14 protein-coding genes are annotated in these 20,509 nt (G+C 52.1%); 10 read left to right on the top strand and 4 right to left on the bottom strand.

The annotated features are described in order from the left end of the window. Window positions 1-69 precede the first annotated feature (69 nt). The 3 genes from ACSR9A_RS05890 to ACSR9A_RS05900 form a co-directional block, all read right to left on the bottom strand. Window positions 70-381: a transposase gene (locus tag ACSR9A_RS05890; protein WP_473756153.1), complete on the bottom strand. Its 312-nt coding sequence runs from the start codon at window positions 379-381 to the stop codon at window positions 70-72. A gap of 91 nt (window positions 382-472) precedes the next feature. Continuing rightward, window positions 473-1,075 carry a TVP38/TMEM64 family protein gene (locus tag ACSR9A_RS05895; protein ID WP_056031795.1) on the bottom strand — a complete coding sequence of 201 codons (603 nt, stop codon included), beginning with the start codon at window positions 1,073-1,075 and terminating at the stop codon, window positions 473-475. A 136-nt stretch (window positions 1,076-1,211) separates the two neighbouring features. After that, window positions 1,212-3,239 (bottom strand): Na+/H+ antiporter, encoded by a 2,028-nt coding sequence (locus tag ACSR9A_RS05900; protein ID WP_473756154.1) that lies wholly within the window; start codon window positions 3,237-3,239, stop codon window positions 1,212-1,214. A 222-nt stretch (window positions 3,240-3,461) separates the two neighbouring features. Between ACSR9A_RS05900 and ACSR9A_RS05905 the strand changes: the two genes are divergently transcribed. Then, window positions 3,462-4,439 carry an aldo/keto reductase gene (locus ACSR9A_RS05905; protein ID WP_341280715.1) on the top strand — a complete coding sequence of 326 codons (978 nt, stop codon included), beginning with the start codon at window positions 3,462-3,464 and terminating at the stop codon, window positions 4,437-4,439. A gap of 22 nt (window positions 4,440-4,461) precedes the next feature. On the opposite strand, the gene ilvA is transcribed toward ACSR9A_RS05905, so the two are convergent. Next, window positions 4,462-5,730, bottom strand: coding sequence for a threonine ammonia-lyase IlvA (ilvA, locus tag ACSR9A_RS05910; protein WP_473756155.1), 1,269 nt, complete (start codon window positions 5,728-5,730; stop codon window positions 4,462-4,464). Window positions 5,731-6,083: 353 nt separating this feature from the next. Here ilvA and ACSR9A_RS05915 point away from each other — a divergent pair, with 353 nt between their 5' ends. The 9 genes from ACSR9A_RS05915 (at window position 6,084) to ACSR9A_RS05955 (ending at window position 19,995) form a co-directional block, all read left to right on the top strand. Next, on the top strand, window positions 6,084-6,923 hold the full coding sequence (locus ACSR9A_RS05915) for a hypothetical protein (protein ID WP_473756156.1): 840 nt from the start codon (window positions 6,084-6,086) through the stop codon (window positions 6,921-6,923). Window positions 6,924-7,043: 120 nt separating this feature from the next. Continuing rightward, complete coding sequence (locus tag ACSR9A_RS05920; RefSeq protein ID WP_056031783.1) at window positions 7,044-7,496, top strand: flavodoxin; 453 nt, start codon at window positions 7,044-7,046, stop codon at window positions 7,494-7,496. A gap of 64 nt (window positions 7,497-7,560) precedes the next feature. After that, entirely contained in the window at window positions 7,561-8,352 is a 792-nt protein-coding gene (locus tag ACSR9A_RS05925; RefSeq protein ID WP_473756157.1) for a hypothetical protein, read from the top strand. Window positions 8,353-8,512: 160 nt separating this feature from the next. Next, window positions 8,513-9,367 carry a helix-turn-helix transcriptional regulator gene (locus ACSR9A_RS05930; RefSeq protein WP_341280719.1) on the top strand — a complete coding sequence of 285 codons (855 nt, stop codon included), beginning with the start codon at window positions 8,513-8,515 and terminating at the stop codon, window positions 9,365-9,367. 104 nt (window positions 9,368-9,471) lie between these two features. Further along, the gene (locus ACSR9A_RS05935) at window positions 9,472-10,143 is read left to right on the top strand and encodes an SOS response-associated peptidase (protein ID WP_341280720.1); all 672 of its coding nucleotides are present in this window, start codon (window positions 9,472-9,474) and stop codon (window positions 10,141-10,143) included. Between the two features lie 360 nt (window positions 10,144-10,503). Next, window positions 10,504-10,707: a hypothetical protein gene (locus ACSR9A_RS05940; protein ID WP_473756158.1), complete on the top strand. Its 204-nt coding sequence runs from the start codon at window positions 10,504-10,506 to the stop codon at window positions 10,705-10,707. A gap of 220 nt (window positions 10,708-10,927) precedes the next feature. Next, entirely contained in the window at window positions 10,928-11,116 is a 189-nt protein-coding gene (locus ACSR9A_RS05945) for a hypothetical protein (RefSeq protein ID WP_046229494.1), read from the top strand. Window positions 11,117-11,272: 156 nt separating this feature from the next. Next, entirely contained in the window at window positions 11,273-12,001 is a 729-nt protein-coding gene (locus ACSR9A_RS05950) for a M24 family metallopeptidase (RefSeq protein ID WP_473756159.1), read from the top strand. 434 nt (window positions 12,002-12,435) lie between these two features. Further along, complete coding sequence (locus tag ACSR9A_RS05955; RefSeq protein ID WP_473756160.1) at window positions 12,436-19,995, top strand: family 43 glycosylhydrolase; 7,560 nt, start codon at window positions 12,436-12,438, stop codon at window positions 19,993-19,995. The last annotated feature ends 514 nt before the right edge of the window (window positions 19,996-20,509 follow it).

The raw sequence follows: 20,509 nt of genomic DNA on the forward strand, positions 1-20,509 counted from the left end.
CTGCGCCGCCAGAGGACGGCGACAGCCGTTTCACCTTGCCTTGCTATTGTTCGTCAGTCAATCCATAAGCTATTCGGTCTTATTGCTGCCCTCATGGCGTCTTGGATGCTGCATATGAGCTTCGGGATCATTGTCATCGTCTTTGGGGATGAGCCGCGGATCGGTCCGCCCTTCATGATGGTTGTCGAAGTCCAGCTCCACCAGCCGCCAAGTCGCCGTCCCCATCTGGGGATCGGCTGGAAACACCTCGCCGCGCTCCAGTTTCTCTTCACGATTCCAATCGTTGCGGTATACACCCGCCACTTCAACAGGCTCGCCCGACATCGGCTTCATTTCATTGTATTGATGCTGCTGTTCTTGGTCCAATTGCTGTTCGTTCATCGTATCTCCCTTTCCAGGCCTGCATAGTCCGTCCAACATGACGGCGGGTCATTCTGCTATAGCATGCCTCAAAAGGGAATATGTATGAGTGCTAATGGATATAACGTTTTTCCAGCCGCTTGCCGCCGAACCACATCAGCACAATGACGATGCAGGCAACGACGATGCGCCAAGGCTCATGGGCGAAGTTTCCTATATCAAAGCTGAGCAGCGATACGCATAAAATCATGACCGCCTTGCCTAGAAGGGTTGCGATGATGAACGTGCGGAAGGGCACGGCGCTTAAGCCCGACACAATGTTAATGAGCGAGGACGGCGAAAATGGAAAGCAGGCGAGCAGGAACAGCGGCGTAAAGCCGCGATGCTCGATCCATTCGAAGAACCGCCCAGATTTCGGAAAGCGACGCTCGACTTTTGCTTTGACATTTTTCCCGAGCTTGCGCACGACCCAGAAGACGCCGATGGCCCCAGCAGAAACGCCAATCCAGGAAAATAAGAAGCCGAACCATAGGCCGAAAATATTGGCATTGGCCGCCACAATCGCCAGCAAAGGCAGAAAGGGCAGGAAGGCCTCCAGCAGAGGTAAAAGGATGCCAAGCAGCGGTCCGAATTCCCGATAGCTTTCCAGCGTGCGCTGCAGATGCTCTAAATCCATATGCTTTATTTGTTCTATCCAATTTTGCAGCAACGCCATACGTTAACACCCTCACTCACTTGATCAAAATATCAGCCGTTCTAAAAGACATCGTATGGCTAAACAATACCAGAAAATAGTGGTAGATGCCAAGCTCTCGTATGTGGAACAAGCCAGCCCTGCCAGCTCGAGCTCGTTACCCCTGCTCTAAAATAGACGCCTCGCGGTTGCGGATAAACTGCCGCAGCTTATTGGCAAGGTCCCGATTGATTTCTCCGCGCTCATACAAGGTTTGCACCTCGACCCGCTCCGCCTGAATGGCAACCCAATGCAAATCGCGCTGCACGTCGGCGTCGCCTCCATTCTTTTTCGGCGATATCGGCTTTTGAAGCTTTTCCTTTATAAAATGGTAATGGCTGATCAGCTCGCTCCGCTCCTCCGAGCCAGATTCGTCCAGCCGCTTATCGAAAGTGTCGATAACCGCATCGCAGGCTCGCAGCTTCGTCCTTCTCAGCGCCTCGCGATCGGCTTGGCCTATCTTGGCATAGGCAGGCGCTTTCGATTTTTTGAGGGAGAGCATCTCCAGCGGGAGCCTCATCAGCTTTCTCATAATAATCGGCCAAAAGCTTCGGCGTCCTGCCAGCATCTGCTCAAGCTGCTCGAGGCTTCGTTCGAACAGTTCGAACTGCTGCCCGCTGATTTCCCCTTGTGCCAGCATGCGGCGGGCAGCTTCCCGCTCCATGCGGAACGCCTCAAAGCGTAGATCAATGATCCCCTCATCCGCTTGCTTCGTTGTCAGCCGGGGCTTCTGAAGCTCCAGCATGCGGAACCAACGCTCATATTCGGCAAGGACGGCAGTCGTTTCCGCTTCATTTTCCTTGCTCGCCGCTTGGTGGATGGCCTCAATGGCCGCATTCATCATTTTGAGCTGCCCTTGGCGCTCCTTCTCCGTCCGTTTTGAAACATTACCCGTATCGCTGCTGCTTGCGAGTAGCGGAAGCACGGTGCTCGCGACGAGCAGCGATAATAGAATAACCGCAGTCGCAAGAAAAATAATGACATTCCGCTCGGGAAATGGATTTCCGTCGGCTAGAAACAGTGGAATGGAGAACGCGCCGGCAAGCGTGATGGCACCGCGTACGCCAGAAAGCGAGGTCAAAACTAATATTTTGAACGAAGGCTTCTCGCGCTGCTGCTCAGAGCCGAATAAGCGGCCCCCTCTTGTAAAGGCGTACGTCCACAAAAATCGCAGAAGCAATAGCAGAACGAAAATGAAGCAAGCATAGCCTGTCACCTGAAGCGAGTTAATCGCAGGATTAACAAAAACGGTACTGAAGACGACAGGTATTTGCAGTCCTAATATGACAAAAACGAGTCCATTCAGTATGTACAAAATAACCGACCATGTATGGTCAGGCACCTCATCATTCCGGGCCCGAGCCTTATCGTATTCATCGCGTTCAACGGCATGGACGACGCCTCCGGCTACAGCGGCCAAAATACCGGATACGCCAAGATGCTCTCCAGTCAAATAAAGAGCAAATGGCGTGAGCATATGGATAAGCATATGCAGCGTTGGATCTTCCAGACCAGACCGGCGCAAAACAGCGCGAAGTCCTGTAATCAGGAAGGCCAGCACGCACCCGACCGCAAGGCCGCCCGTTGCAATAACGACAAAGCTGATGCTTGCTTTCGTTAAGGAAAACGTGCCGGTTAGCGCAGCTGCCATCGCAAATTTAAAGGCGACGAGCCCGGAGGCATCGTTCATCAGTGCTTCCCCTTCCAGCAAATGCCGCAGGCTCTTGGGCAGATGAACTCGCCCCGCTAATGCGTTGACCGCTACGGCATCGGTCGGAGACAGCAGGGCAGCAAGTCCAAACGCTGCTGGCAGCGCAATGGACGGAATCATAAAGTGGATCGCATAGCCGATAAGAAATACGGTGACAAACACAAGGCCGACAGCGAGTAGGAAAATCGGGGCGCGAAGCCTCCATAATTCATTGCGCGGCGTGTGCTTGCCATCGTTATACAGCAGTGGAGCTACGAACAATATGAAAAATAGCTCGGGCTCCAGCGTCATATGGACGCCGGACGGTAGAAGCGTAATCCCAATGCCAAGCGCAATTTGGATAAGTGGAGCTGGAACAACCGGAAGATGCCGATTGATAATATTGGACAGCCCGATCAGAGCAAGCAAAATTAATATGGAAGAAAATATAGCCATTCCATCACCCTCTCTTGTAAATGCGTTCAGCTGCTGCTGCTGTCGCTCATGACGGGCTTATTTTCACCTGTGTAACTAAATTTTACCCATAATCAGTCTTATTGCTTTCTAGGAGGAACAGCAGGCTTTGCATGCGCTTTCAGCTTGGTTATGGACTTTCGGTTATGTATAATAGGAAGGGTATGGCAATCAAAAAAATGATTGAAGGAGTGACTTTCTTTTATGCAATACACTTATTTGGGTCAGTCAGGTTTGCGCGTTAGCCGCTTATGCCTTGGTACCATGAATTTTGGTGTGGATACAGATGAGAAGGAAGCGTTCCGGATTTTGGATGCCGCTTTAGATGCGGGCATTAATTTTATTGATACGGCGAACATTTATGGCTGGGGCGAAAACTCTGGACGTACGGAGGAAATTATTGGGAAATGGTTCAGTCAAGGCGGCGGACGCCGTGAGCGTACCGTGCTTGCGACCAAAGTATATGGCGATATGAATGATGACCATGATGGGCCGAACCGAGAAGCCGGCTTGTCCGCTTATAAAATTCGCCGCCATCTGGAAGGCTCGCTGCGCCGTCTGCAGACGGACCATATCGAGCTATATCAGATGCACCATGTGGATCGTAACGTCCATTGGAATGAATTGTGGAGCGCATTTGAGACGGCTGTCTCACAAGGCAAAATCGGGTATGTAGGCTCCAGCAACTTTGCAGGCTGGGATATTGCTGTGGCGCAGGGCGAAGCAAAAGCGAGAGGTATTTTGGGGCTCGTATCCGAGCAGCACAAATATAATTTGCTGTGCCGTTTGCCGGAGCTGGAGGTGCTTCCTGCATCGAAGGCGCTCGGTCTTGGCGTTATTCCGTGGAGTCCACTGGATGGGGGGCTGCTTGCGGGCAATCACCGCAGGGATAATGGCGGACGCCGCAGTGGAGACACCAAGCGTCTGGATAAGCATCGCGCGCAGCTGGGCGAATATGGCAAGCTTTGCGATGAGCTGGGTGAGCCTGAGGATCTCGTATCGCTCGCATGGCTGCTGGCGAATCCGGCGGTTACGGCTCCAATTATTGGGGTGCGCACGCTGGAGCAGTTCGAGCGCTCGCTTCGTGCGGTAGAGCTAGAGCTGGATAGCGCGACGCTCGCCCGTATCGATGAGATTTTCCCAGGACCGGGCGGCGATGCACCTAAAGCTTACGCTTGGTAATTGGTGATAGAACAGCCGATCGTCAAATTAATAAATTGAACAGTACAGGGTCTTTGTTCAGCTCGATGAAGGAATAGCCTTTCATCTGCATGCGACTGATCAAGGGCTCATAGTCCTCGCGGTGCTTAAGCTCAATGCCGACGAGTGACGGGCCATTGTCCTTATTGTGCTTTTTCGTATACTCGAAGCGGGTGATGTCATCGGTCGGACCGAGCACATCATCGAGAAATTCTCGCAGCGCACCCGCGCGCTGTGGGAAATTTAACATGAAATAATGCTTGTATCCTTCATAAATGAGCGAACGCTCCTTAATCTCCTGCATGCGGTCAATATCGTTATTCCCTCCGCTAATGACGCACACGACGGTTTTTCCGGCAATCTGATCCCTGAACATTTCTAGCGCAGCTATAGGCAGCGCACCGGCTGGCTCCGCTACAATCGCATTTTCATTGTAGAGATCGAGCATGGTCGTACAAATTTTGCCCTCGGGAACAGGCACGGTATCATCGAGCAATTCGCGGCAGATCGCGAACGTCAGCTTGCCGATCCGCTTTACTGCAGCGCCATCGACGAATTTGTCGATATGCTCAAGCGTAACGACTTCCCCGGCATCTAGCGATTCGCGCAGCGACTGCGCCCCTTCTGGTTCTACGCCAATCACTTTCGTTTCCGGCGAAATGGCTTTTACATATGAAGCTACACCAGCAGCAAGGCCGCCGCCGCCTACGGCCACAAATACAAAATCCGGCACCGTATCCGACGCTTCCATCAGCTCTTGTCCGACTGTGCCATTGCCGGCAATAATTTTCAAATCGTCAAACGGATGAATGAAAGCCGTACCGCTGCGCTCGCTCTCCTTAATGGCTTCTGCATAAGCATCATCAAAGGTGTCGCCAGTCAAAATAACCTCGACACTGTCGCCACCGAAGAAGGACACTTGGTTTACCTTCTGGCGCGGCGTTGTGCTAGGCATATAAATTTTGCCCGGGATGCCAAGCGCATGGCAGGAGTAGGCAACGCCCTGCGCATGATTGCCTGCGCTTGCGCAGACGACGCCTGCGGCAAGCCGCTCTGGCGGCAGTGAACGCATTAAATGGTAGGCACCGCGAATTTTAAAGGAACGCACAATTTGCAAATCCTCGCGTTTCAGCAGGACATTGCAGCCGTAGCGCTCGGAGAGCACGCGATTATATTGCAGGGGCGTGCGGAGAATGACGTCTTTCAAATGCATTTGGGCGTGAACGATGTCTTCAAGCCCAACTCTAGGCGAATGAGATGATAAATATTCCATGTGAGGCCACCTTCCGGGATTAACATTTTGCGAAAGCTTCCAAACGCACCACGCCGCCAAAGGAGGCGACAGCCGTTTCACCTTGCTTGTTGTTGCTCATTATAGCACTATCGCAGGCAATGCATAACCATGGAATTACAGGGGGAGGGTCAGGTAGTATGGCAAAAGAATGAACAACGGGCGAATGCTGCCCACGGCTAGGCACATTTTCCAATTTCGATAGATAATGATTGACATTAGGTATGAGAATAGTTATCATATACTACGAAAGTGATAATCATTATCAGTTTGTCCACCTATACAATGATGCAAAATAATATACGATAGTATATATTGATGGAGCTGGTTTAATCGTGGCAGAGTTTAATCGCAAGGAGCATCAAATGAATGATGCGCCAGCCGAAACGGGCAAGCCGTGGAATTGGCAGCTGTTCCCGTTCTCATCAGTGAAGGCGGGCGAGGATGCGCTGTACGTGGCATCGGTTGGTTATGGCGTCTATCAGATTAATGGCGAAGAGCAATGGTTGAAGCTTAGTGCAGGGATGCCGCAATCGGCAATGGTTAATCGACTGCAGCTGCAAAGCAGCGTGCTTCATTCCTGCACGAGTGAAGGACTTTATCAATATACAAATGGGCAATGGGTCAATGATGGTCTCGCCATTCCTTGCTATCAATACCGGATGCTTGGCGGCACAGGCTATGCGGCAACGGATTATGGGCTGTGGTCAAATTCCGGAAGCTGCTGGGAAAAGTCAGCCTGCTCCGACAAGCGGGTCTATGATTTCATGAACCTGCCGCAATATCTCGTTGTTGGTCATGAAAGCGGAGTCGCGCTGTACGACCGTTTTATGGATGAGTGGGCCGAGTTTGAGCTGGACCGTGCGGTTACAAGCCTTGCTGTATACCGAGGACATCTCATTGGCGTCAGCGATCGCGGCGAGCTGATGATTGGCGACAAGAAGGGACGGTTTGACCGCATCCGCTTCAGCAAGCAGTTTATTTTCTCCATTGTTGCGAAGGGGAAAGATATTTATGTATGTACGGATAAAGGCTTGTTCCAGCTCGCTTATATCCGCAATCAAGTAACGCTGCTGTCTGTGAAGCTGGGTATTCCGGTGACGGATGTGGATCTGCAGGGCGACAGCTTGTATATGGCCACGTTGTTTCAAGGTATTCAAATGATGGATGCCTAGTTCATATAAAATCAGCCATTGGCGCGCGGAGGAGAGGCTGCTCTCCCCCAGCTGATGGGAAACAAAGCAGCCGATTGTCCAAAATGGCGACGGCTATTTACACTTGGGAGGAATGTATAGGTGTCAAAGGTAATTGTGGTATACGCGAGCATGACGGGTAATACAGAGGAAATGGCTGAGGCGATTGTTGCTGGAGCACAGGAAGCGGGCGTTGAAGTTGTATCGAAGGAAGCTTTCGATGCAAATGCAGCTGATTTGCTGGAGTACGATGGCATCATTATCGGCGCGTATACTTGGGGAGACGGCGAGCTTCCAGATGAAATTCTTGATTTCTACGAGGAGCTTGAAGGACTTGACCTCAGCGGCCGCAAAGCAGCCGTATTCGGTTCAGGGGACTCCTCCTATCCTGTATTTTGCGGCGCGGTTGATACCATCGAAGCTAAGCTGCGCGAGCTAGGGGCAGAAATTGTCTCCGAAAGCCTGAAGGTTGAATACAACCCTTCCGATGATGAGAAAGAACAATGCAAAAACCTAGGCAAGCAAGTAGCTGGCCTTGTAACTGTAGCGGGCTAATAAGCAGGGCGGCTGTTGCTGCTTTATTTCTAAGTGACCCGCAAGAAAGATGAGGTGGCCGATTATGGTGCAATCCGCAGCAGTAAAGCTGATTGAGGATTACAAGTTGGAAGAGCTGCTGCGCTGCCCCTATCGGTTCATTAAACGGCAGACGGCGAAGAAGCGGGCAGGCGAAGTGAATGGGCGCCAGCTTATGCAATTCGCCGTCAGCCATATTGTGAATGATTTTTATGAGCTGCCGCCCCATGCCCGTACAGCTGATGTAGTGAAGCGGCTGGCGGAGCGCTGGTGGACGCCGCGAGTAGCTAAATTCGATAATGCGGAGCATTATTGGGACTCGAAGCTGCAAGCGGTTGCACATTTGACGGCTTTTTTATTGGAGGAGCAAGAGGCGGCGCCGATTATCCAATTTGAGCAGCATCGCACCTTTGTTGAGCCGCTCGATATGGAGCTCACGCAAATCTTCCAAATTGTCGCCGAAGATCCGTATGGGACGAATACCGATTATATTGTGCAAAAGTTTGTCGTGGACGAGGATGAGGATGTCATCGTTACGTTCCAGCATATGACCGCCGTATTTTGTAACAGCGCCTTCGGCAAGCTGCCGAGCCGGATCGATGTTTTGTCGGTGATGAGCGGTCAGCGGATTTCCTATTATCCAAGCGAAGCTGATATACCGCAGTCCTTGGATTATATGAGGCTCGTGCAGACTATGCTGCCCGAAGCCGAGCGGCTGCGCAAGAGCAACAATGCGGCGGAGTGCCGAAGCTGCCCGCTGCGCAGCGAATGCTTCAGCAAGACGTCAGAAGCAGCAGCTGAGGCTGTGCTGCAAAAGTCAGCAAGTCTTATTATGTAGGCTAGAGCATCGTTCGATGGTTCATCGATTGATGCTCCTTTTTTATGCTCACTATTAGGAAGACGCATCCGGAGGCAAAGGTAGACAAACGATTGTTAGTTATGTAACATGGGGCAATACATAAATACTAACTTACATAGTTGCACAAGGAGAGATTGTCGTGTCAGAGGAACTGCTGCTAACGTTTCGTTCGCCGCCGCTGCCCTTTTTTATAGAATCAAACCGTCGTACGTATCAAGCGGGTGAGGAACATCCGAACCGGACTAATATTGGCGTATTCGATATGCTGTTTGTGCATGAAGGCGCTCTGCATCTTGCGGAAGGGGACAATAAATGGCTGCTTGGCCCAGGGGATGTGCTTATTTTACGGCCGGACAGCTATCATTATTCGTATCAGCCCTGCCAGGAGACGACCGTGTTCGACTGGATCCATTTTCAAACGGTGGGTGCATGGGAAGAAACTGAGGGGAGTCAATCGGGCTCCTTGAGGGGAGACTATTATACGTATGCCATTCGGCTGCCGAAAAAAATTCACCTGTCTTACCCGGACGAAGCGAAGCTCATCTTCGCACAGCTGCATGATGCAGCGCAAAGCTCGTCGCATGGCGCGTTCTGGGAGCGGCAGCAGCGTTTTCTGCATTTATTGCAAATGCTGGATGAAGGCTGGCGTTCGGATGCCGCAAGAGCAGGCGTATCGGTGGCAGAACGTGCCGCGGCCTATTTGAAAATGAATTACCGCAGCCCAATCAGCAATGGCATGCTCAGCGAAGTGCTGCAACTGCACACCAATTATATTACGCGCTGTATGACCGAGGTGTTCGGTTGTACGCCGCAGCAATATTTGCTCTATTACAGGCTGGATCAAGCGAAGCTGCTCCTTATTAAGACAGACTGGACGATTGCCCGCATCGCGGAGGAAACGGGCTTCCGTCAAACGCCGCATTTCTCGCGGCTGTTTGCCTCCCACACCGGAATGCCGCCGCTTAAATTCCGCAAGCGTTTTACGACAAATTAAGCCAAGAAGTGAATAAAAAACCTCCTCATATGCAAATAATGGGCAAGACGATATTTTGAGCACAGCGGAATGCTTGCCCGCACAGCTTAGAGGGGGATATACAGATGATTGAGCGTTATTCGGTTAGGGCAAATGTCGATGATTTGGTTCGGTCGTTCCAGGTTGGGAATGTAATTGATTGTGATGTGACTAGGTTTAATATAGCGCCGACCCAGTCGGTGTCAATTGTAATGAATGACCGTTTAGGTGAGCGGACGCTTCAGGATGCCAGATGGGGCTTGTTTCCGTTCTGGGCGAAGGATTCAGTAAATGCGGATTGCGAGCGGTTGTCTGAAAAGCCATTTTTCGAGCGGATGCTGCGCAGGCAGCGCTGTGTTGTACCATGCAGCGGCTTCTTTGGCTGGCAGCAGTATGGGCAGGAGCGAGAGCCGCGGGCGATGCATATTGTTGTGCCGAGCCAGCGATTGTTTGGTGTGGCGGGGTTCTTTGATGCTTGGAAAAATTATCAGGGGCAGGAAGTGCGCGCTTTTACGATGATCACAGCCAGTTCTTCAGGGGCGTTATCCGGCTGGCAGCCGCGCGTGCCTATCGTGCTTGACGAGGAAGGGCTGGAAGATTGGCTCAATCCGCGCATTCATGATTTCCGTTCATTGCGCAAGCATCTCGACCCGCTGGAATCCTATCAGCTAAGAGCTTATCCGGTAACGAATGCGGTAGGGAACGAAGCATACGAGTCACCGGATTGCATTCAGGAAATTATGCCGGATTTTGCATAGCTGCGGCAGACAGGCTTGCCCTGCTGACCAGACCTATTTGAAGCTTGAGATAGAGCCTTCGTTCCAATGGAATTGTGGAAGCGGAGGTTTTTTTGGGAAATAAATGAAAGGGCTTACATGATTATGCAGCTAGTCTTTTTCGTTCTTAGGACAGTTGAAGACGGGCTGGATTTTCGCTATAATGTAACCTATATTTGGAAATATCTGTAGCTTGAAAGAAAGTGGATTTTTGCCGATATTAAAAAATATAAGAAGGTATAAGCTCCCCTAATAATGGGCTTATATTTCTCGGAATGAAACGCGCCGCGCTGCCAAAGGCAAGCGACAGCCGTTTCACCTTGTCAGAGAGGAGCTGGGATAATGGTTCAAGGCTGGGTCACTGCGCTGGTGCTGGCGTTCGGTATTGCGGTCGCTATTTTCGGGGTTGTCGCCTATTTACGAATGTTTCATAAAGACCGGAGCGCAGCTTCTGTCCGTTCATCCATAGAGCGCCATGCTAGTGCTGACGAGGCTTCCGCTGGTGAGGAGGAGCGTGATTCACCCCTGGACAGGACGCCTGACTAGTGCGGATTTCGCATAAATTATACGCTTGGTGGACGAGCCGGTCAAATGCATGCTTTCCCAAGTGTAGCATAAATGTTATAATAGTAAGAAAAGTTCAAACATTTTGAATCATCAAACCATGGTGACGCTTGACCGATGGGAGTCCGGCGGTGTTTTAGCCGAATGTGTTCTCGGAATTTGTTGTTTAGGACGACCATCCAACGTTAAGGGAGGAGATTTCATGGCGAAGCACAGCCAGAATGAAGTCAAGGAAAGCCTGAAAGAACTAACGAGAATTTTCCAACCCAAGGATTCACGCAAATTTGTTAGGGATTATATTCGAAAGTACCGGATTACCGGCGGCTACGAGGAAGAATTAACATTGCTGGTGGAAGATGAAATGGGCAAGCTCAACTCCTCAGTCGGCTAATCGCATGGTTATACGGGCTCTATTCCCTTCAAGGGGAATAGGGCCCTTTTGTTTGAAGGGAAAGAGAGAAAACAAAGCATTACACGAATTGTTCACATTCGTGAGAATGTCCGCTTTGCTCCTCGAATATGGTGAATAGAGGAGGGAGGTTTGGATATGCTGACGAAGCTTGCGCTTGGCACGGAAGAGCAGTATGTACAGCATGCAGGGAGCATTATAGCTGCATGCCATAAGGAGCTGTCAAAGCGGATTACCTGCGGGGTGACAACGCTTGAGATCGAGCGTTTTACGGAGCGATTCATGCTGGAAAGAGGGGCGTTTCCGGCCTACAAGGGGCGAAAAGGTTATCCGTTCGCCATTTATGCCTCGGTAAACGGGATGCTGCGCGGCGGGTTTCCCGGCACGGCTCCTCTGTCCAGCGGTGATATGGTCAAAATCGAGATGATTGCCGGGGTGGATGGCGGCGCAGCTGAATTCGCCTGGACGTATGCGATAGGTGAGCCGTCCCCGCTTGCCCGCAAGCTGCTGCGCACGGCGCAGCACACGCTGTATCGCGGCATTGCCGAGGCGAGAGTAGGCAGAAGCGCCGGTGATATCATCGTGGCTATCCATACTTCAGCGGCCAAGTCGGGCTGCCTGGTCATGAACAGCATGCCGGATATCGCGGTGCACGGCATTCTTCAGCGGCTGCAGCAGGGAGAGATGCGCCCGGTGGAGCAGCCAGAGGAGCTATTGGCAGAAGGCATGATTTTGACGATTGATTTAATTGTGGGATTAGGTACGCTGGCGGGTGACACTGCTAGTGTCGAGCCAGGACTTGCGACAGCGCATGTAAAGCATACCGTTGCGGTTACCCGCTCGGGCCCGGTTGTGCTGACAAAATGAAGCGGATAACGCTGTACGCTTAAGCAGACGAAAAGGAGATCACACCTCACGGAAGGCGAGGGTGATCTTTTTTGCTCTTTAAGCGCTTCTCTCTCAGCCTGTCAGGAGCTAATGACCAGCCTTCATAAATCGTTTTCCTCCTGAGAAGTGGCGTGCTGTCAGATATCCTATTAAAGGATCACCGTACAAGCCGTACAAGATATTTCAACAGTTCACCAAAGTTAAAATAGTTCAGTCGTAAAATGCCAAATTGTTCACTATGCTTGTATTGTTGCTCTTTCGGGCTGTGTGAGCATTGGGCTAAGCTAAATACAGACCGGAGGGGTACCATGATGTGCTTAGGAACGAAAATTCTTTTCAGCTATTTAATGAAAGCGCTTACCATTTATCCGGGCTGTAGAGTCAACGCGAAATAAATGTGGGAGGTTGAAAAATTGAAGAGATCCATAGCTGCACTATCCAAGCTTATGCTGGCACTGATGATCATTTTGCCGGGGATTATGCCTGTCTATACGGCAACGGCATCAGCAGAATCTGCGCTGGTCCTAGAGGAAACGGGAACTACAGCAGAGGGAGATCAGCAAACACAGCAGCAAAATGTAACAGGAGAGTCGCAAGAGGGACAAGGAGGAACGGAAGAACAGCAATTGCTCGTCGCTCAGGAGGCGGAAGCTGTTGCGAATGAACCGCTGTTTAAGGATGATTTTCAGGATGGCGATTTGCAAGGCTGGACGGTCAATAACAGCAATATTATTAAATCAGCAGTTGATCCGGCTGCGGCTAGCAATCAGGTGCTGTACGTTAGTGCTGGGGATGAGGCTATTGCCTCGGTCAATCAGGATATCGGCAGCGACTACGTGTATGAGGCCAAGGTGAAAAAAGTGGCTGCGGGAGCGTTTCCCGGCATTTTGGCGCGCTATAGCGATGTGAACAATTTTTATTTGTTCCAGCTGGGGGATAATCGGTTCTCCTTATCCAAACGGGTAGGCGGCACTACAACAACGCTCGGGGAATATCCGATTACGATTAGTGTGAATCAATGGTACACGATGCGTATCATCGTCGAAGGCAGCAAAATGAAAGGCTATGTGGACAATAAGCTTATTTTTAATGTATCAGATACATCCCTTGCGTCAGGGAAAGCGGGCTTCCGCTCCCGCTGGGAAAAAAGCGCGCTTGATGATGTAGGCATTTGGCAAATTCCAAATCCGAAGCCGGAGGCTCCGAGTGATTTGCAGGCAACGGGCATCACTTCGTCTGCGGCTACGATTAGCTGGGACAGTACCGTAACGGGAGCTACCTACCGCGTATATCGTTCAACCGATGCTACCGCGGGCTTCTCTCCGGTGTATGTCGGAACAGACAAGCACTATGAGGACACGGGACTGGCTTCCGGTGTGACTTATTACTATCAAGTTGCAGCGGAGGTCAACAAATATGAGGTTGTTTCTTCCTCCATCTCGCTGACGACGGTGCTGGTGCTGCCGGAATCGCCAGATTTGCTGCCGGGCATTGTAGCGGCATACCCGTTCAATGAAACGTCAGGGACGCAGGTGTCACCGCTTGGCGCTAGCAGCAACCAAGGCAAAGCCACGCTTACCGGAGGGGCATCATGGACAACGGGCCGATCAGGCGGGGCAGTCGATCTCAATGGATCAAATGGCTATGTCTCGCTTCCGGCAGGCATGCTGAAGGATTTGAATGAGGTCAGCTTTGCCTTCTGGGCGAAGCAGGATACGCTCAAGCAGTGGACTCGTGTGTTCGATATCGGGCTCGGCACGAACAATTATATTTTCTTTACGCCAGCCACGGGCGCTAATGAGTCGCGCTTCGTCTTGAAAAATGGCGGCAGCGAGCAAGTTGTCGGCGTTAGTCCTGCGCAGCAGGCAACCGATCGCTGGGTTCATTATGCGATGACGCTTTCGGGCTCTACAGGCGTATTGTATGTGGACGGCGTAGAGGTGGGGCGCAATGCCAATATGACGCTGAAGCCTAAGGATTTGGGCCAAACGACGCTGAATTATATCGGCCGCTCGATGTTTAGCTCCGATCCATATTATGATGGGAAAATTGATGATTTTTATGTGTTCAATCGGGCGTTGGGACCGAAGGAGGTGGCATTGTTCACCTATCCGGAGGATCAGGCTAAGGTGGCGGCAGATAAGGCGGCTGTGACGCTGCCTGGCGATTTGACCAAGGTGATGGCTGATATTTCGCTTCCAGCTAAAGGCGCTAACGGTTCGTCATTGGCATGGGAATCCGACCAGCCGGCTGTTGTTGATAGCGCAGGCAAGGTGACTCGTCCTGCCTACGGACAGCCAGACGTGGACGTGACGTTGACAGTTACGATTAAACGTGGCAATGCGATAGACACGAAGCCATTCCAGCTTAAGGTGCTGGCAGATTTATCAGACGAGGCAGCGGTCGACAATGACAAGGACGCACTTGTAGTCGCGCATGCCGATGGGGCAACAGCAAAGCTCAGCCTGCCGGATGCAGGAGCGAACCGGACGAAAATTTCGTGGCAATCGGATCATCCGGTTAACCTGCGCCCAGACGGCATGGTTAGCCGCCCCGCCATTGGCGAAGGGGATCTGCTCGTTAAGCTGACGGCGACCATTACGCGGGGCAGCGTATCGAAAACGCGAGTGCTCGACGTGTTCATTTTGGAGCAAGATGCGAATACCGCTTATTTATTTGCTTATAACAAGCTCGTCAGCGGCACGGAAACGCTGCATTATGCGGTGAGCCGCAACGGGAAAAGCTGGACGGAGCTGGGCACGAACGCCGCATTCGTCTCGCCTATCGCGAATGGAGCCGATACGTTCAAGCTGAATTCCGAGGATAAATGGCTGAAATATACGTATGCAGGCGGCGCGTGGACGCTTGCTTCCGCTACGGACGTAGCGGGTGTGTGGACGCAGGAGGCAGCCAGCTCTTTTACGCTTCCAGCCGGTGCGCTGGCGGGCAGCTTCAAACGCATGGATGAAGCGGATTGGAGCCGACTTGTACATGGCCTTTCTGTACCGAGAACGCTTGATCCGATCATGACGATCTACACGGAAAAGGGCGTCGCGCCAAGGCTCCCGGATCGGGTGAAAATCGACTATACGAACAATCAGTATACGACGGTACCTGTACAGTGGGATACCCTTGCTCCTTCTGCTTATGCTAGCGTTGGCAGCTTCAAAGCCGAGGGAACGGTAACGGGCACGTCTACCCGCATCAAGGCAGATATTAAGGTGCAGGACAATACCGGCAAAGCGGACGTTATTCGCAACGGCGAATACTGGTTCGATGACGAAGGTGGCATGATTCAGGCTCATGGTGGCTATATCCTCAAAGTAGCGGACACGTATTATTGGTTCGGCGAGGATAAAGGGCATAATTCGGCGGTGCTGAAAGGCGTCTCCGTGTATGCATCGAAGGATCTCAAGCACTGGGAATTCCGCAACAATGTGCTGACGACAGCCTCTCATCCGGAGCTGGAATCGGCAAAAATCGAGCGGCCCAAAGTGCTGTACAACGAAAAAACAGGCAAATATGTGTTATGGGGACACTGGGAGGAAGCGGGCAACTACAATCAGGCGAATATGATCGTTGCTGTATCCGACACGGTAGACGGGGATTACACATACGTGAATCGTTTCCAGCCAGGGGCGATGCAGGCCCGTGACTTTACGTTGTTCCAGGATGATGATGGCAGCGCCTATTTATTTGCATCCTCGAACAATAACGCCGACCTGAACGTGTTCAGGCTGACGGACGATTATTTGTACACCGAGCAGTACATGTATACGCTGTTCCCGGGTGTTAGAAGGGAAGCGCCAGCAGTTGTGAAGAAGGACGGCTATTACTACTTGTTCACATCGGGGCAGTCCGGCTGGTATCCGAATCAAGGCTACTATTCAAGCGCCAAGTCGATTAACAGCCTAAGCGATTGGTCCGAGCTTAAGCGGTTCGGCGATCCGGCGACGTATTATACGCAGCCTTCTTTTATTCTCAGCGTCTATGGCAGCGAAACGACCTCCTACGTATATGTAGGCGACCGCTGGAATCCGTCGGCATTGATGAACTCGCAATATATTTGGCTGCCGCTTGAAATGGATAAAGGCGTGGCATCCATTACGAATAGCGGAGATTTGGATTTGAATGCGGCGACGGGGCATTTTGAAACGGCGACCGATTTGCTTGTATCACAGGGCAAGCCTGTAGTGGCTAGCTCGCAAGCGCCGAGCAACCCGGCGACGATGGCGAATGACGGGATGTATTTTCAGGATACGAACAATGATGGCAGCAATGACAATTTCTTCGATTCGGGCAGCACCTCGTTTCCGACGACGCTGCGGTTCGATTTGGAACGGGAATATGATTTGAGCCGCATTGATCTGAGCTGGCGGGAGTGGAACGGCTCGGAGGTTTATTACACGTATAAGGTGGAAGGCAGCGTCGATGACCAGCAGTATGATCTGCTTATCGACCAAAGCGGCAATAAGACGCCTTCCTTCAACAGCGACAAGCTTGCGGGCAAATACAGGTATGTAAAGCTGACGATTTTGGGGCAGTTTGGACATACAAACAATGCCGATAGACCAGTCACCTGGTACAGAGGCCTGCATGAGGTGAAAATTTATTCGTCCGACATGCAGTTGGATATGCCGCAAGGCTTGCTGGCGACTTCTGTGAAAACATCGTCTGCTGCCGAGGTGACGACCATCAGCCTGAATTGGCAAGGCGTGCCGGGCGCAACAGCATACACGCTCTACCGTTCGGAAAGCGAGAACGGCACGTATGAGCAGGTGTATAACGGAAGAGCGATGGCGTATGACGACAACGGCCTTGTGGTCAACAAAACGTATTATTACAAGGTGAAGGCGACCCATCCGGGTGGCGGCTCGGAGCTTTCACAGTCTGCACAGGCGAGAACGTTCATCGCATCGTCTGATCTGGCTGAGTACGACAATACGAAGGAAAATGTGTGGCTTGATGATGCGGGCAATGTGACGCACACGCCAACGATTACGCATGACGGCTTTTTGAAGCTTGGCAATCTGTATTACTATTATGAATATGTGTCAGATACAGATGGATTTAAGCAGGTGAATTTGCATCAATCGACAGACGGGGTCAACTGGACGTTTGTGGATACAGTGCTGACCCGCGATTCCCATCCGGAGCTTGCGGCTAGCAAATTCGAGGCGTGGAATTTCACGTATAACGAAGCAACGGGCAAAGTTGTCATTTGGCTCCACTATGAAAACAACAGGGACTACTCGCTCGGCAGAGCGGCGGTATTGTCTGGCGATCCCGGCGGGGCGCTGACGTTCCATGGCAGTGTTCGTCCGGCAGGCAACGATTCAAGGGATATCACCTTCTTCAAGGATGATGACGGCAAAGGGTATATTGTTTCATCGGGCAATACAAATGCAGACTTGTTCATTTATGAGCTGTCTGCGGACTATTTGTCGGTAGAACGCGTTGTGCTCAAGGTGTATGAAGGCAAGCATCGGGAGGCGCCTTCGCTTATTAAAAAAGACGGCTATTACTACCTGTTCACCTCCGAGGCGGCAGGCTGGTACCCAAGCAAGGGCATGTATTCTTCCGCCACTTCTCTTGCAGGGCCGTGGACGGACCTGCGCAGAATCGGCAATAATTCAAACTTCTCGGCGCAATCCGGCTTCATTTGGAAAATGGAAGGCTCCGCGGGCCTCAGCTTCGTGAATATGGCGAACCGCTGGGTAGCAGGCGCGGGAGAGGCGAAGCAGCACTGGCTGCCGATTACACTGGGCAATGGCTATGCGAAATATGATTATTATGAAAACGTGTACTACAACCAGGCAACGGGTGAGGTTGTGCCTGAGCAAAACGGCGAGCTGCTGTCGCAGGGCAAGCCAGCCATAGCGAAAAGCGAGCTGGAAAACAGCCCAGCAACCTTTGCCAACGATGGCGACTACACCACAAACTGGGTCGCAGCGAATGGCAGCTGGCCTTCATGGTGGCAGGTCGATCTTGGCGATGTGTACAGCCTAACGAACATTCAGCTGTCGTGGTATTTGCATAACGGCTCGGAAGGGTATCACCGATACAAAATCGAAACGAGCTTGGACGGCGTTACTTTTACGACGGCGCTTGATAAGACGGACAATAAAACCTATGGCTTTACCTCCGATAAGCTGAGCGGCAAAGCAAGATATGTAAGGGTGCAGATGGTCGATGCTGTTCTGCGCAACAATCCAGGCAACTGGTATACGCCGCAGTTTGGCGAGGTGAAGGTGTACGGAACGAAGGTGAAGGAGGAGCCGACGAAGGAGACGCCAGTTGGGCTGAAAGTGAACGCGGCTACCGATACAGCGATTGAGCTGGCATGGACAGCGCTTGCTGGCGTGAGCGGCTACAACATTTATCGGGCGACGGATGAAAATGGGCCTTACGTGCTGGCAAGCGCTCAGCCAATCAGCACAGCATCGTATGCGGATAGTGGCCTGAGCGCCAATACGGATTATTTTTATCAGGTTTCCGCCGTTTACGCAGCGGGCGAATCGGATAAATCAGCCGTGCTGGCGGCGAAGACGCTGGTAGATCCGGGCACGCCGGGTGGCGGAACAGATCCGGGCACACCGGGTGGTGGAACAGATCCGGGAACACCAGGTGGTGGAACAGATCCGGGAACACCAGGTGGTGGAACAGATCCGGGAACACCGGGTGGTGGAACAGATCCGGGCACGCCGGGTGGTGGAACAGATCCGGGCACGCCGGGTGGTGGAACGGGTGGAAGTACGTCGGACGGATCAGGTTCAGGCTCGACGGGCAGTGGCACGAGCGTTGAAGTGGGCGCGAACGGGCTGACCGTGAAGGTGACAGCGGATGCGAGCGGCATGCTGCAAGCACAGCTGAGCGCAAGCGATATGGAGAAAGCGCTGGCTGGCCTGCAAACGGCCAATACGCTGCGCATTCAGCTTGAGCCAAGCAAGGCAGGAGCTGTGGCAGGAGCGAAAGTGGAGATTCCTATGGAATTGCTGCTGGCAGGGGATCAGCCAAAGGTGCGGTTCATCACCGTGCAAGCAGGTACTGTGCAAATCACGGTGGACATTACGCAGACGGCGGGAATCGTTGCGGCAGGCGCCAATAAATTGACACTGGAAGCCGTCCAAGTTGCAGCTTCGGATTTGCCGGCTAATGTGCAGACGAAATTAGGCGATCACCCTGTTTATGACTTCAAGCTTAGTGTAGACGGCAAGGAGCTTCATGCCTTTGGGCAGGCTGCGCCAGTAGCAGTGGAGCTCGCTTATACGTTAAAAGCGGATGAACAAGCGCATAAAGTCGTTGTTTATTATGTAGGCGAGGGCGGCGCACTGGAAGTCGTGCGCAACGTGAGGGTGGATGAGGCGGCTGGAGTCGTTCGCTTCCAGCCGGAGCATTTCAGCCGCTATGCGATAGCTTATGCGGATGTGGCTTTTAAAGATTTGGGCCAAGCGAAGTGGGCCCAAACGATGATTGAGGCGCTCGCAGCGCGCGAAATCGTGAGCGGAACGGGCGGCGGCAGCTTTGAGCCGTCGAGGGCCGTTACGCGAGCGGAGTTCGTCCAGCTGCTGCTAGGCGCACTTGGGTTGATTGACAAGCAGGCGACTAGCAGCCTGCGCGATGTAAGGCAGGGCGCTTGGTATGAAGCGGCCGTTGCTTCGGCAGAGAAGCTGGGCCTCGTGAAAGGGCGCCCAGATGGGACGTTCGGCATTCATGACGCGATTACTCGCGAGGAAATGGCTGTTATTTTGGCCCGTGCGACTACGCAAATCGCTTGGGAAAACACAGCAAGCACGAAGCCTTTTCCTTACTTTGCAGATGAGCAGTCAATCAGCGAATTCGCACAGGAGGCCGTCAGCGCAATGCAGCAGGCGGGCTTAGTGAATGGATTTGAAGACGGCAGCTACCGTCCGCAAGGGCAGACGACTAGAGCGCAAGCAGCAGCTGTGATTTTCAAGCTGCTGAAGCTCTAGGAGCAAGAGAATGCGGTGATAAGCCGCAGGCTTCAAGGATAATCGGCAAGGCAGGTCAGTACCGCAGCTTACAAGCTCGAAAATCCCGCTCGCTTCCTCATATGATGGGGAGCGCGCGGGATTTATTTTTTTCCAGCAGAGGCCGTTGTTTAGCTTTAATAGGTTTGCCATTATTCGAGGGCAATCTCATCCGCCGATTCAAGGCTGGTGAACCGCAGCCTGCGATTATTGCTGATACCCTACAGCTCCAGACACTAACTGCTTCTTTGGCGGACTGAGGTTCGCTATTCTAGCTTTTTATTCGATTTCAGGACATAAGCGGACAGGAGATCCGTTATCGCCCTCAATATCCCGGCAAAATGGCCATTTCCAGCTAAATAGCTGCTCCTGAGTCCGCAGCCGGGGCTAAACCCGTGATCTGGCTAAAATAGCGGCTGCTGTGTCCGCCAAAGTCTATCCTTAGCAAGGAGTGAACCACTGAAACGAAGCATACGAAGATTCTTTTCGAAATGTT

This window comes from Paenibacillus sp. R-74696 (assembly GCF_055814915.1).